Annotated in this window: 14 protein-coding genes; all 14 read right to left on the bottom strand. The window is 36.4% G+C overall.

Annotated elements, in window-relative coordinates; translation table 11 throughout:
* Positions 1 to 9: 9 nt before the first annotated feature.
* Positions 10 to 483: a hypothetical protein gene (locus tag EKH84_RS13525; protein WP_127066712.1), complete on the bottom strand. Its 474-nt coding sequence runs from the start codon at positions 481 to 483 to the stop codon at positions 10 to 12.
* A 9-nt stretch (positions 484 to 492) separates the two neighbouring features.
* Positions 493 to 972, bottom strand: a complete 480-nt coding sequence (locus EKH84_RS13520; RefSeq protein WP_127066711.1) for a hypothetical protein — start codon at positions 970 to 972, stop codon at positions 493 to 495.
* A gap of 9 nt (positions 973 to 981) precedes the next feature.
* Positions 982 to 2,784: a hypothetical protein gene (locus EKH84_RS13515; RefSeq protein ID WP_127066710.1), complete on the bottom strand. Its 1,803-nt coding sequence runs from the start codon at positions 2,782 to 2,784 to the stop codon at positions 982 to 984.
* Positions 2,781 to 5,489, bottom strand: coding sequence for a phage tail tape measure protein (locus EKH84_RS13510; RefSeq protein ID WP_127066709.1), 2,709 nt, complete (start codon positions 5,487 to 5,489; stop codon positions 2,781 to 2,783). Before EKH84_RS13510 ends, EKH84_RS13515 begins: the two co-directional genes overlap by 4 nt.
* Positions 5,490 to 5,707: 218 nt before the next feature.
* Positions 5,708 to 6,787 carry a type I restriction enzyme HsdR N-terminal domain-containing protein gene (locus tag EKH84_RS13505; protein WP_190283329.1) on the bottom strand — a complete coding sequence of 360 codons (1,080 nt, stop codon included), beginning with the start codon at positions 6,785 to 6,787 and terminating at the stop codon, positions 5,708 to 5,710.
* Between the two features lie 350 nt (positions 6,788 to 7,137).
* A complete protein-coding gene (locus EKH84_RS13500; protein WP_127066707.1) occupies positions 7,138 to 7,476 on the bottom strand; it encodes a hypothetical protein in 339 nt (112 codons plus the stop codon).
* Positions 7,476 to 8,060 (bottom strand): major tail protein, encoded by a 585-nt coding sequence (locus EKH84_RS13495; protein WP_127066706.1) that lies wholly within the window; start codon positions 8,058 to 8,060, stop codon positions 7,476 to 7,478. Before EKH84_RS13495 ends, EKH84_RS13500 begins: the two co-directional genes overlap by 1 nt.
* Before the next feature lie 11 nt (positions 8,061 to 8,071).
* Positions 8,072 to 8,377, bottom strand: a complete 306-nt coding sequence (locus tag EKH84_RS13490; protein ID WP_127066705.1) for a hypothetical protein — start codon at positions 8,375 to 8,377, stop codon at positions 8,072 to 8,074.
* Positions 8,374 to 8,715, bottom strand: a complete 342-nt coding sequence (locus EKH84_RS13485; RefSeq protein ID WP_127066704.1) for an HK97 gp10 family phage protein — start codon at positions 8,713 to 8,715, stop codon at positions 8,374 to 8,376. The genes EKH84_RS13490 and EKH84_RS13485 overlap by 4 nt, the downstream gene beginning before the upstream one ends.
* Entirely contained in the window at positions 8,708 to 9,037 is a 330-nt protein-coding gene (locus EKH84_RS13480) for a phage head closure protein (protein ID WP_190283328.1), read from the bottom strand. Before EKH84_RS13480 ends, EKH84_RS13485 begins: the two co-directional genes overlap by 8 nt.
* 2 nt (positions 9,038 to 9,039) lie before the next feature.
* Complete coding sequence (locus tag EKH84_RS13475; RefSeq protein WP_127066702.1) at positions 9,040 to 9,315, bottom strand: head-tail connector protein; 276 nt, start codon at positions 9,313 to 9,315, stop codon at positions 9,040 to 9,042.
* A 20-nt stretch (positions 9,316 to 9,335) separates the two neighbouring features.
* Positions 9,336 to 10,559, bottom strand: coding sequence for a phage major capsid protein (locus tag EKH84_RS13470; RefSeq protein WP_442861329.1), 1,224 nt, complete (start codon positions 10,557 to 10,559; stop codon positions 9,336 to 9,338).
* Positions 10,560 to 10,588: 29 nt separating this feature from the next.
* Positions 10,589 to 11,317 carry a head maturation protease, ClpP-related gene (locus tag EKH84_RS13465; protein ID WP_127066700.1) on the bottom strand — a complete coding sequence of 243 codons (729 nt, stop codon included), beginning with the start codon at positions 11,315 to 11,317 and terminating at the stop codon, positions 10,589 to 10,591.
* Positions 11,314 to 12,567, bottom strand: a complete 1,254-nt coding sequence (locus EKH84_RS13460) for a phage portal protein (protein ID WP_127066699.1) — start codon at positions 12,565 to 12,567, stop codon at positions 11,314 to 11,316. The genes EKH84_RS13465 and EKH84_RS13460 overlap by 4 nt, the downstream gene beginning before the upstream one ends.
* Between the last annotated feature and the right edge of the window lie 88 nt (positions 12,568 to 12,655).

Below are 12,655 nucleotides of genomic sequence, written 5' to 3'. Positions count from 1 at the left end.
GAATCCTTTCTATTTTAGTCCTACAACCATAGTTTCGCGTAGCTGTAACTGCATACCATCTGTTAAATTGTTACGTTTTCCTGCTAGCTCAAAACTTGATTTATACTGAAAGACTTTAGGCGGATTAATGGATAAATTCTCAAAGTAACTGGTAACATCACCTTCATAAGCTATAACACCATCTACTGTTATACGTATATCTGCACTTGGGGAAGCTGACCAATCATCACCTTCAAAGTCATATAAATCAAAGCCACCTATTATGACGTAGCCTTGTCTTGGCATATAACTAAAGCTACTAGATAGCAAAGTGGTATAGCTAAACTCATTAAGGTAAGTAATTACGTTGTCATAGTAGCTTAGATTAATAATTTCTAATACTTCAGGTAAAGGCAGCTTATTTCCACTACTGCCTCCGCCTATACCGATACCTGTAGCTAACAAACCACAAAGTATGCCGTTCTTAAATGCTATATCACTCATTTTATTTACCTACTTATATCCAATAATCATAGTTTGATAAAGCTGTAATCCCATACTATCTGTTAGATTCAGCCTCTTGGCTTCTATCTTAAAAGAGTTCTGATAGCTAAAACCTCTTACTTTCTCTACAATGGGGTCTGGAAAGTATGCAGTTATATCATCTTCAAAGATTACCTTATCATCCACAGTAATCTTTAACATGGCCATAGGGGTTTCACCACTATAATCATCGGGATCTTCTAGTTGATAGGAGCCCATCATCACAATGCCACCCTTTTTAGGAATGTAGCTAAAACCACTACTGAATATAGGAACGTAGCTATCAGCATACAGGTAATTAGAGCCTTCTCCTAAATCACCACTATAGTAGGCACAGTTAACAAACAGTAATGTACTCATATCTGGTAAGCCACCGCTTGATTCTCCATTTGAGATACCAAAGGACATTAGTGTACTTAGAAATCCCATATCAAAGTCTTGCATACTCATGATTGCCTCCTAACTCCAACTTACTGGAACAGTTAAACCAGTTTGAGAATTATAGAGTGTGGTGATTCTACCCGCACTATCTTTTGTCCAAGTAAAAGTGGTCTTTATTTCACCATGTTCTAGGGAAACACCACTTTCACTAAAAGATGCTTTTGTAAGAGCTACGCCAGGTATTTCTATGAGTCCTCCCATGTTGATATTCTGGATAATCGTTTCTCCACCGCTAGCCTCTATACCTTCTATCCCATTCTCACCTAATTTAATTTGATGAGTAGTCCCTGTACTTGTAACATACTTTAGGACAAGTCCGTCCAGTTCCTTATAGATAAAACCCTTTCCTTTATCAGAACTACCACTTGAATCTGTACCAACACCCCACCTCATAAGAGGATATTGTGTATCACCAATAAGTCCAAAGGTAAAAGTAGCCTTTATACTTTCACTTAAAACCTTTCTTACTTTAACTTTAAACTTATTAACTTGTGCTTCTGTTAAGTCTTGATAAATACTAGTAGGAGAGGTAATCGTAAAATACTTATAGGCCTGCACATGGTCATCTATGGCAGTGTAATAAAGCTGATCACCATCCTTATTGTGATAGTCTTGAACTTCTGTTTCACTTAAGCTTTGGGTAACAAACTCCATTTGTTCTTCTTTAATACGAATAAAGTTACGAAGACCATCTTCTGGATAAGGCTGCCTTACATCAAGGGCCTCAAAGTTCGTTTCAAGAAACTCTACATTTAAATCTCTAATCCAAGCATTGAGTATGTGAGCAGTATTGGCACTAATGACCTCTTGCTCAATGACTTCAACAATAACATTTTGAACCACTTCTTGAACGACCTCTTGGGCTTTCTCGTTAAAGAGCTGCTCAATATCTGTGAAGTCCTTCTTGCGTTGACCTAGCTGATAAGTATCTGCTGATGTAGTCAAACTCTTGCTATAACCTACTACTTTGTAAATGAGTTCTTCGTCCAATAAGGTGTTATGAAGCTTAACTAATTCACACAGGCTTAAGTTAAGTTTTCTAACTTTAGGAATACTTATAGAAATGCTACAACTAGGTTGATCTACGGTAGCTAAATACTCTGTGGCTAAGGTGCTTAGGGTTCCTAAATCATCTGTATCAAATTCTTGATAGCCTTCTCTAGTGAAACCATACTTACTAGCAGAACTACTTACTATAAAACCGCTCAGATCACCTTTGGTATTCTTATAGTGAAGTTTTGTAATAACATCTGATACATCTGTGCTTTCGTCTAATGTAGAGAAGTCATAGCCTTTTGTAAGGGTTTTAATGTTCTCTTGCCAATTGGCTTTCTTAATATTAATTCTTAAGCCGCTATAAGTTACTTCAGTTTTAGTGATTTCAAGAAGCTGACTAAGTGCATATTGAGCATTATTTTTACTGATTTTAATATCGAAGCCTGATATATTATCACAGTCTCCTATTTCTAAAATAGTTGAGTTCACAAGTATTGATAAAACTTCTATAATAGATGTACCTGTTAATTCTAGATTATCGATAAACTTAAACATTAAGATTTGCATCTGAAGAAGCTCTGCATTATAACTTAACTCAATCTTTTCTGTGTCACTATTTCCAGCATCTGTGCACACATAAAAAAGGCCATCTACTTGAAAGATGGTTTTAGGGGTAATCGTTATATTGTGTTGTTTGAGATACTTACTTAAGATAGAAAAAGATAACTTATGATAGCCATTTCTCTCTCCACTTATATTGCCATTTATAATAGGAACACTGGCATAAGGTGTAACCAGATTATCCATTGTATAGAGTTTAATCATGTCATCACTCCTAATGTTCTATTTCTAGTCTTCTTTAAGGTATATAGATATTCAGCAAAGTATTGAGCATTTTCCTTTGAGTTGATATTCATAGTCTGAATAATGATATCACCATCTTCATAATGGGAAGTTGTAGATGCTAAGCCACTGGTAGAAACTATATTCTGACTAGATACATCTTGTAACTGTGTTTTTAAAGCAATGCTTGGAATAGCTTGCATAGCTCCTACAATACTTTCACTCATTTGCTTTGTATCTCTTACCACTTTAGGTATACCTTTTAAAATACCTTGTCCAACACCCTTTTCTACAAAGTCCTTTTGAAATACTCTAATGGCAAGTCTTGATGGTGAATGCATATCAAAAGCACTCGTAATACTGCTCCAAACACTATTGGCCATATCTTTAGCGGCTTTAACTACAGAACCTACTCCATTTGCAATACCTCTAGCAATTCCTTTAACTAGATTAAGACCTACTTCAGCCCAGTTGGTATTCGTAAATACTCCTATAATAGCTTGAATTAATTTAGGTGTAGCTTCCATAAGTTTTGGGATGGCCTGAATAAGGCCCATGGCTAAAGCAATAACTACTTCAATGGCTGCTTGGATAATTGTATCTAGGTTATTGATGATAAACTCTGACAAGCTAGTAATAAGACTTGTAGCTGCATCAATAAGCATCGGGATAGCTGCAATAAGGCTATCTACTAGCTTACCTACAATTACAGGTGCTTGTTCTAATAGGCGAGGTAGTGCATTTAGAATACCCTCTACTAAAGCTAGAATCATGTTAATAGCAGCATCAATAAATGAAGGCAAATTATCTAAGATTGATTGAACTAAATTTAAAATCCCTTCTACCATAACCGGAGTTAAGGTAGGAAGGGATTCAGATAATGCATTCATTAAGGTAATAACTATTTGCAAAGCAGCATCAGCCAGTGTTGGGAATGTTTCCATAAGAAATGTTATAAAACCTGTTAGTAAATCACCAGCTAAGCTTGCAAAGGCCGGAGCATTTTCTTGAATCACTGTAATCAGTGCATTAATGAGCTGATATGCTCCATCCATAAGTAATGGCAAAACAGTAGGGATAACATCTGCTAAGGCTGTAGCTAATCCACTAAGCACATCACTGATGACCTTGATTAGATTAGGTAGTATATCATTTAACTTATTAACCATTCCTGTAGCAAAGGTATTAATAGAAGTCGTAAAACTTGTTAAAGTATCTCCGCTAAAGCCTTTACTTAGAGCATTAGCAAATTCACTAAGTAAAGGCAATACGTCTTTTCCTAATGGAATAAGAAAGTCTGTTTGAAGAATCCTTCCTATACCACTAATAGCACTTCCTAAGTCATTGTATTTAATCTTATTAATCTTAGTTAAGGTATCAGCTGACTTATCAAATTCACCATTTACATTCGTTAAAGCACCAATGGCTTCTACGCCAAGATCCTCCCACATAGTACCGAAAAGTCCTACCCCAGCTGTATTTTGAACAACTTTATCATCACATTTCATAAGTGCTGAAATAACTTCATCAAAAGCTTTAGAAGCTGTTTCTCCACCTTCTGAAAAACGAGCAGTTAGATCTTCACTATCTAAGCCAAGTGCATCAAAGGCATCTGTAGTTGTTTTACTACCATCCTTTACACGGATACCAAACTCTTTGACGGCATCTCCAAGTTTATCAATACTAAAAGATCCTGTTTCTGACCCATTTTCAAGCATATTGAACATGTCTTCAGCATCTAAACCTAACTGCTGAAAGTGCACACTATACTCGTTAATAGTATCAAGGAGATCATCATTTGCATTAAGACCTTCTTGAGCACCCTGAGCAATTAAGGTATAGGCTTCATCTGCTGAAATACCGAACTCTTTCATCATTTGATTAATGGAACGGGTAGTTTCTGATACATCAAAACCAAAGCTGTCTCGTAGCATTAAGGCATTGGTGGTAGCAGCTTCTAACTCTTTACCGGTCATATTGGTTTGCTGAGCAATGTTAGCCATTGAGTTTGCAATATCCTCAAAGTTCTCACCGAAGTTATTACGGTAGATATTCATCATACCTTCTTCGAGACTTTTCATCTCTGAGTCTGTAGCACCCGTTTGAACTTGCAAACTATTAAGAGCCTTCTGAGCATCATCTGCACTCTTAACAGCTGCAACACCGATGCCAGCAGCTGCCGTTCCAATGCCAACTAAGGCGGTAGCAGTTCCTTTGACTGCCATACCACCGATTGATTTAGCTGCACTTCCAGCCATAGAACCTAATTTAGATAGCTTACCTTCTGATTTTTCACTAGCTTCTCCGAGTTTTTCAATTTCATCAACTGATTCATTGGCTGATTCTCCTAAGTGCTTAAGTTGAATGCGAGTCTGCTCTATCTCACGATTAAAGGCTCTGTACTGCTCATCGTTAATTTTACCTTCTCTAAATTGCCTGTTAACTTGCTCTTGGGCATTTTCTAATCGTTTAAGTTTCTCGGTGGTATTGGTGGTTTGCTCCTGTAGGAGTTTCATTTTTTGAGCAACTAATTCTGTGTTTCCTGGATCAAGTTTTAGGAGCTTTTCTACATCTCTTAGTTCTGCCTGTAAGCTTCTACTAGTTTTGTTTACATCACTAAGAGCCTTCTCAAGTGGCTTAGTATCTCCACCAATTTCAATAGTAATACCTTTGATTTTACTAGCCATCTTACCACCTCCTCTCTGTTTTAGAGCAAAATAATAGCACCTACTATTCAAAGTAAGTGCTTATTAGTTCTAGTAATTTAATTTAATTTAATTTAATTTTACTTCTAAATTCATCTCTTACTAATGCATACTCGATCAGGTTGTGGATTAAATCTACTAGTTGATTATCATCCATATATAAAAGATTGTCATTTTTAATATTGCCTAAAAAGATTCGGCTATTTTTTTACTAACCACGGAGTTCTTTCATTCATTAATTCTTTTAAGTCATTAATCTTACCCGCACCCCTATTTCCTATAGTAATACGCCCACTATGCCAAACTTGAAAGATATTATTACTGCATATAATATTGTCATCTAATACTAATTGTAAAGCATGATGCGTTTTCTTTTCATCATCAATTGCAACCACTAAAACAGTCTTTTCTGGTGATTCTTCACCATTAGCTCTTTTTTCAGTTCGGGTATATGTGCTAATTGCAAAACTAATAATTTGATGGTCTCCGTTAATATCTTTAATTAATATTGAACGGTATGGTCCTGCAAATATTCCTCCGCCTGCATTTCCATAACTTAATACTCTTACACCATAATCTTTAACTATTTCATAGTTCTTTAGTTTAACTACTGGAAGAGTATGTGTTACATCTAGAAGACATTCCCAGATATTAATTATAAAAGGGATTAACTGTTCAGGTGTATCACTACCTATGCACCAATCCATATATTCCTGAATTATTTCTGGTGTATGCAATTGTGCGTAAGCAGTGCGTTGAGGTAATTCTACATTATTAATTACTTGGTATGCTCCTTGCAACATAACATCATATGTTGGCAATACTCCCAGTTCTAAATAGTCTTTTTGTATATCACAATATTTATAGCCAAGTATTTCAATACCATTTGTTATAAATACATAGTCACATACTAGCTGATCTGCATATTTAAAACCTTGTTGAATGCATATTTCAGTTAATAATACAGTACTTGCTTTACACTCAATTACGGCTAATGGTATTTCTAAATTCTTTTGCAAATCTATTTTATGAATTATAATGTCTGCTCTATCTTTAGTTTTAATCTGATACTCAGATAAAGGAACTTCAAGTGCTATCATTTTTTCTGGAACATTTAGCATATTACACAAGTACCTAGCTATTCGCTGTCGAACACTTTCTTCAGGTGTAACCATAATTAATTTTTTTCTAAAGGGATCTAAATAACAGTTGTGTCCTTTGCGTTGGTATATAGGAGGTAATGGTATTAATGCTAATTCGGCTTGTATATTTACTGACATAGGATTGTCCTTTATAATTTTTATTTTATTATACAATAACAAAAATATATTGAAAAGTAATTTTATTATTTGGAATTGTATTAATGTAAATAACAAGCTATATATTGTTGTTTCATCTATTAACACTAATGTGAGTGCTTTATTCTGCATAGTCTAGAATGAATCAAATATACTTTGTGTTGCATCTACAGTATCTTCATCTAAAATCCTACTATTTGACGCATCATATCTTCTAATGTACTCAAGTATCATTCCAATACTCATCTCATGAAAATCTGCAATGCACAGGCCTCTTTTGATAGCATGAACTATTAATCCTTCTGTGGTAATAGGCTCACTATTTTTATCTTCTACTTCTGTAGCTTTTTTTTCGCTGTTCCAATCAGGTTTGAAAGCATTTCAATAACCTTAGGTAAAATCTCAAGTACAGGAAACTCTTCAAATTCATCTAGCCATTCTACTGGAGGCTTAATGTCTGGATTAGCTGTCTTAGCCATGATCCATAAAATATTAAAGAAGAGTTCAAAGTCAATTTTATCTGTCTTGAACTCTCCCTTCTTATAAGCATCTTCTAACTTAATCAGTTCTGTTAAAAGGTCTTTACCAAATTGCATTTTATATCGTAATAAAGTGGCACCTGTTGTTTTAAGTGCCACAATTTTATCGGCAATCTTAATGCATTTTTCCATTATCCTTCACCTACCTCACTTGCTTTTTGATAAACTGCACCATACCATGCCTCATAAATAGTAGAGGTTGTATCACTTGTTGTTTTTGCTTTGATCAGTGTGCTTCCTGGCAAAGTTCGGCAAGTTAAATTGAGTGTTTCTGTTTTAGGCTCAATACTTTGCCCCTTTGTAGAGCTTTCAATATTAGGTCTGGTTGCTTTACAGTTATACATGACATGCCTGGTTGAACTACTATCTCCATCGAACTCAAATAAAAGTGCAAAAGCAGCAGGTTGTTTGTCATTTTCTTCAAACTGTACTTTGTTGGTGTCAAGTACTTCTTTTAAAATAGTAACCTTAAAGCTGTCTGGAATAAGAGCCATTTCTAATGAACCATCATAACCATTGTTAGCGATAGCCGTAAAATACTCCATATTATCAGCGTAAAAAGGGGTTGTATCTCCAACTGGTGATAAGGTTAAATTGACTGCACCTGGAATAGCAATAGGTGTAGCAAAGGTAACGGTTGTCTTGCCAGCTACTGTTGTCTCTGTAATAGGGCTATAGTGAACATTCTTCAAGCCGTATTTAATTTTGTTACTCATGTTGTTCCTCCTTAAAGTTCGTATCGTACTTCATATAATCTTTCACTCTCTATATAAGTCTCTATCTTTTCATAGAAAAGCTCTTTTTCATTAAGAAGTGTTTCGAGGTGCTTCTCTAATGCAATATCTTTCTTTGCTGTATAGAGCTCAATCACTAAATTCTCAATCTGATGATAAACCCTATTATCAGCACCAAAATTTTGTGTATCCTCTACCAGGTAAACTAGGTAGGGTGGCTCCATGGGTGATTTAAAATGACTATAGGCTATAGGTAAATTCAGTTGTTGTAAGATTTCATAGAGTTCTTGTAATGTCATTCGAGATATTCCCTCACCTTCTCCTCAAAAGCTTGAATGGTTTGTTCTTCAACAGGACCAATATGCTTAATACCAGCCACTCTTCCACCATCACGTTTAGCATGGCCATTTTCAAGTAAGTGGGTTAAATAGTATCGCTTATTATGAAGGACATAGCCTTCGGGTGTTTTCTTTCTTACCCAACTCTTAGCATATTTCTTTTTATGCTTTGGACTAGTGGCCTTAAGCTTTTCTAAGGCTTCCTTAGTTACTTCATCAGCTGATTGCTCTAGGCCTTCTTTTACTTCTTCTGTATAAGCGGCTAATCTATTAGCAAGTTCTAAACTAATATCAATCATTAGTTTCACCTACTTTCTCAGAGCATAGGAGCTGAAGATATTTATTTCTTTCTTCAAAGTTAATGATGGCTTCAATATTAAAAATGCGGTGTCCGAACTGGACAACCCAGTGGGGAAGTAAAGATTCTACATACCGAATAGTGATTTTAATAGTCGCCTCACTATTCACTTGCTTAGCTGAAAAGTATTCCTTGCCTGACAAGGGTTCAATACTTGCCCAGACTGAATGTTGTACTTCCCAACTTTCAATCTCTTGTCCAAGGGTATCCTTGGAAATAACAGGTTTAAGAATTTCAACTTGGTGTCTTAGCTTGCCAATCATTTTTACCATTCCTCCTGTCTGTAACTAAAAAGCACACTCTTAAGGAAAACTAAAATGGCCTTGATATCAGCAATTTCTCGTTGTTCATATAGGCAACCAACTCCATATAAAATAGCTTGTTTAATCGTTTCAGGAACAATCGCAAATTCAGTAAGTGGGCGTCTTAAAACACCTTCGCATAGTTCTTCAATAGTAAAAATAAAAGAGGTGATAAGCTCATCCTCTTCATTGCTGTCTACTCTTAAGTAGAGTTTAACTTCCTCTAATGAAACAGTCATGCCTTATCACCTTCCTTTGCTTAAGCGCCTGTTGTACCTTTCATTTGTAGTACTTGAATAGCTTCAGGCAAGATTAACTTACCATCCACTCTTTGGGTAGCCATAAAGCCTACTTGACCTGTAGCGGCATAAAGCTCGTTAAGTCGCTTGAAGGCTCTGCCTTGGCGATCAGCTACCCAATAATAACTAAAATCACCAAAGGCAATGGCTTTAGCACCGGCTGCCAAAGTTGGGACATAAGCTGATGTTTTAATAGGTCTATTTAAAATAGTATCTGGTGTACCAGCAGTAATGGATGGCTGCCATAAATACTGACCATTATTATCTTTGAGCTTTCTGATAGCTTTAATTGTGGCATCATTCATAAGGAAAGTGGCATTCTTACGATAAGGAGATTTCAAGGCATAGAATAAATCTAAAACTTCATCTACTGTAATAGCTGTAGAACTAGCCGCTGTAAGCCCCACATTCGCCCCACCAGTGCCATTAAAAATGCCAGTAGGTTTACCTGTGCCATCTCCAATGAAGAAGGCTTCCTCTTCCTTAGAACCGATACGTCTAGCAAACTCTCTGGCAATATACTGCTCTAAATTAAAAACTGAATCATTAAGGAGTTCTTCTGAAACCTTAATCATGGTGCCTAGCTTATAAGCACCAATAGCTACTTGTCCGAAGCTATCATCACTCTCTGGAATTTGTCCTTCTTCATCTACCCAAGAAGCCGTTCCTTTAGTAGCTACGACAGGAATTTTTCTATCGCCACTTGATGTGGTAATCACTTTAGCTAATTGACGGAAGATGTTTTCTTCCTCAAGAGCTTGAACAAGGGTGGCCTCAAATTCATCTGGCACTAGGTAGCCACCTTCTCCATCTGTTCCAACTTGTAAGGCATTCTGAATCTCAAAGCTAGATTTGTTTCTCATCGCATTCCAGAAGGAGTGCTTATACTCATCTGTGGCTCTGCCTGTTTTATTTTCATTACCCATATGAGAAGGGGTGTTTTTAATAGGGGTGTTAACAGGTCTTGAAAGTTCTGCATCTAATGCTGACTGTCTTTCCAAACGATCAATCTCTTTTCCAAGGCTAACTACATCTGCTTCCATCTTCTCATAGGTAGCTGTGTCTTCTGCTGATAAAAGCCCATCATCTTTTCTCTTACTATCTAGGAATGCTTTAGTACTTTCCCATAATTTTGCTCGTTTTTCTCTTAGTTCTAATACTTTACTCACGCTATAATCCTCCATTGATGTCTATTTCTAGTTAAGTTCTAGTTTTATGGTTTTAATAGTTCTAAACGCTTATCAAATTGTGCGATAGGCATTTGATTGTTTGGTGGTATTTCTATAGGTTTAGCTATTTTTTCAGCTTCCGGTATTACCCTAGCTTTAGGCATTTTTTTGACCCAAGCGTTAATAATCGTAAGCTTGTCAAACATGAAATCCTTTAAAACATTTTCCTCATGCTCATTGTGATAAAGCACTTCATCTGCAAAACCTAGTTCAACAGCTTTATTTGCACTAAACCATGTTTCTGCATCCATCATGTGTGCAATCTTTGTGCGGCTAAGCTGTGTTTTTTGTTCGTAAGCATTGATGATACTTTCTTTAATCTCACCAAGCATTTCAATAGCTCCTTGTAAATCTGCTGCTTCACCAAACACTGCAGTTGCTGGATTATGAATCATTAGGACTGCTGTAGGCGACATTTGAACATGATCTCCAGCCATAGCAATAACTGAAGCTGCACTAGCTGCAATGCCGTCAATTTTGATAGTAACTTGCCCTGAATACTCCTTGAGCATGGTATAAATCTGAGAGGCGGCAATGACATCACCACCAGGTGAGTTAATCCATACTGCAATGTCTCCTTCATTCTCAAAGAGCTCTGATTTAAACTGCTTAGGTGTAATTTCATCACCGAACCAACTTTCTTCAGCAATACAGCCATCAAAATATAAGGTTCTTTCGTTTTCGCTTTTTACCCAGTTCCAAAACTTTTTCATTTAGCATCTATCCTTTCTGTATTTTTCTTAGCATAGGCACCTACATCCTTGAGCTTCAGCATATTGCCATTAACCATGTAGATGTCACCGCCTTCCTCTGGTGAGATGAGATTCATATTTTCAAGTTCACGGATATCATTGGCGGACATCCAACCATTTTGTCTTGCAATGGCATAACCATTCATACGGCTTTGGTAGTCTCCACGAAGAAGGCCATCTACATTGAACTTGATAGAATACTGACTCTTTTCACCTGGTAGGAGTAACGCTTTCTGCATGGCTTGTTCCCATCTAGTTACCCAGGGGTCTAAGGTATATTTCACAAATTCAAGAGATTGTTGTTCTATATTAGAAAAGCTCGACTTTTCAAGATCACCTACCATGTGGGGAGGTACTCTGAAAATTCGAGCTATCTCATTGATTTGAAATTTACGTGTTTCTAAAAACTGTGCTTGTTCAGGGGAGATACCTATACTTTGATACTTCATGCCTTCTTCGAGCACAGCTACCTTATGAGCATTTTTGGTTCCCTGATAAACACTGTTCCAGCTTTCTCTTATTCGCTGTGGATCTTTAACAATTCCAGGGTGCTCAAGTACACCACCTGGAGTGGCTCCATTTGCAAAAAATGAGGCCCCATATTCCTCTGTAGCTAGGGACATTCCTATAGAATTTTTAGCCATAGCAATAGGCGAATAGCCTATGAGTCCATCAAAGCCTAACCCAGGAATATGCAGTACCTCATAATCTGATAAATAAAAATCTCCATAACCTGCTAAAGAGGGTGTCTCATCACTATCTCTTGTATAAACATAGTAGATGTTGCCTTTACTATCACGATTGACGCTCATCTTATTAGGGAGTAATGGATATAAAGCTAATACCTTACCACTCTGGTCCCTTATAATCTGAGAATAAGCATTGCCCCATAATAAAAGATGACTCATAAGTGTTTCTCTAAACACAAATGAAGTCATCTCTGAGTTCGGCTCATCATGGAGCAAATGATATAGGTTATGGTTTGTTGCTTTTTCTTTTCCTAGTCCAGTGGTTTGGTAAACACTAAGTGGTAAACTTGCTATTGCTTCTGCTAATATTCTTACACAAGCATAGACTGCAGTGGTCTGCATAGCAGTTCTTTCATTAACTGTCTTACCACTTGTAGTGGGGCCAAACAAAAAGGAATATGCATTACTAAATACATTGATTGGTTTATTTCTTAATTTGAATAAATTAGAAAATATATTCATTATAACTCCATATTTTTTAGAATTTTATTTACAAATAAATGAACCTGTGCTACATTATATTTACAAGGTAACATACGTTCATTGAACG

Origin of the sequence: Cellulosilyticum sp. WCF-2 (assembly GCF_003990395.1) — a bacterium.
Classification (GTDB): Bacteria; Bacillota; Clostridia; order Lachnospirales; family Cellulosilyticaceae; genus Cellulosilyticum; species Cellulosilyticum lentocellum.
The sequence above is the reverse complement of the archived record's forward strand: the minus strand, read 5'-3'. Positions and strand labels throughout refer to the sequence as shown.

What these genes read in the sequence shown, in the direction of transcription:
- EKH84_RS13475 (WP_127066702.1), bottom strand. Translation starts at nt 9,315, where the DNA reads ATGACTGTTTCATTAGAGGAAGTTAAACTCTACTTAAGAGTAGACAGC.
- EKH84_RS13485 (WP_127066704.1), bottom strand. Translation starts at nt 8,715, where the DNA reads ATGATTGATATTAGTTTAGAACTTGCTAATAGATTAGCCGCTTATACA.
- EKH84_RS13520 (WP_127066711.1), bottom strand. Translation starts at nt 972, where the DNA reads ATGAGTATGCAAGACTTTGATATGGGATTTCTAAGTACACTAATGTCC.
- EKH84_RS13510 (WP_127066709.1), bottom strand. Translation starts at nt 5,489, where the DNA reads ATGGCTAGTAAAATCAAAGGTATTACTATTGAAATTGGTGGAGATACT.
- EKH84_RS13495 (WP_127066706.1), bottom strand. Translation starts at nt 8,060, where the DNA reads ATGAGTAACAAAATTAAATACGGCTTGAAGAATGTTCACTATAGCCCT.
- EKH84_RS13480 (WP_190283328.1), bottom strand. Translation starts at nt 9,037, where the DNA reads ATGATTGGCAAGCTAAGACACCAAGTTGAAATTCTTAAACCTGTTATT.
- EKH84_RS13490 (WP_127066705.1), bottom strand. Translation starts at nt 8,377, where the DNA reads ATGACATTACAAGAACTCTATGAAATCTTACAACAACTGAATTTACCT.
- EKH84_RS13465 (WP_127066700.1), bottom strand. Translation starts at nt 11,317, where the DNA reads ATGAAAAAGTTTTGGAACTGGGTAAAAAGCGAAAACGAAAGAACCTTA.
- EKH84_RS13515 (WP_127066710.1), bottom strand. Translation starts at nt 2,784, where the DNA reads ATGATTAAACTCTATACAATGGATAATCTGGTTACACCTTATGCCAGT.
- EKH84_RS13525 (WP_127066712.1), bottom strand. Translation starts at nt 483, where the DNA reads ATGAGTGATATAGCATTTAAGAACGGCATACTTTGTGGTTTGTTAGCT.
- EKH84_RS13500 (WP_127066707.1), bottom strand. Translation starts at nt 7,476, where the DNA reads ATGGAAAAATGCATTAAGATTGCCGATAAAATTGTGGCACTTAAAACA.
- EKH84_RS13505 (WP_190283329.1), bottom strand. Translation starts at nt 6,787, where the DNA reads ATGTCAGTAAATATACAAGCCGAATTAGCATTAATACCATTACCTCCT.
- EKH84_RS13470 (WP_442861329.1), bottom strand. Translation starts at nt 10,559, where the DNA reads ATGGAGGATTATAGCGTGAGTAAAGTATTAGAACTAAGAGAAAAACGA.
- EKH84_RS13460 (WP_127066699.1), bottom strand. Translation starts at nt 12,567, where the DNA reads ATGAATATATTTTCTAATTTATTCAAATTAAGAAATAAACCAATCAAT.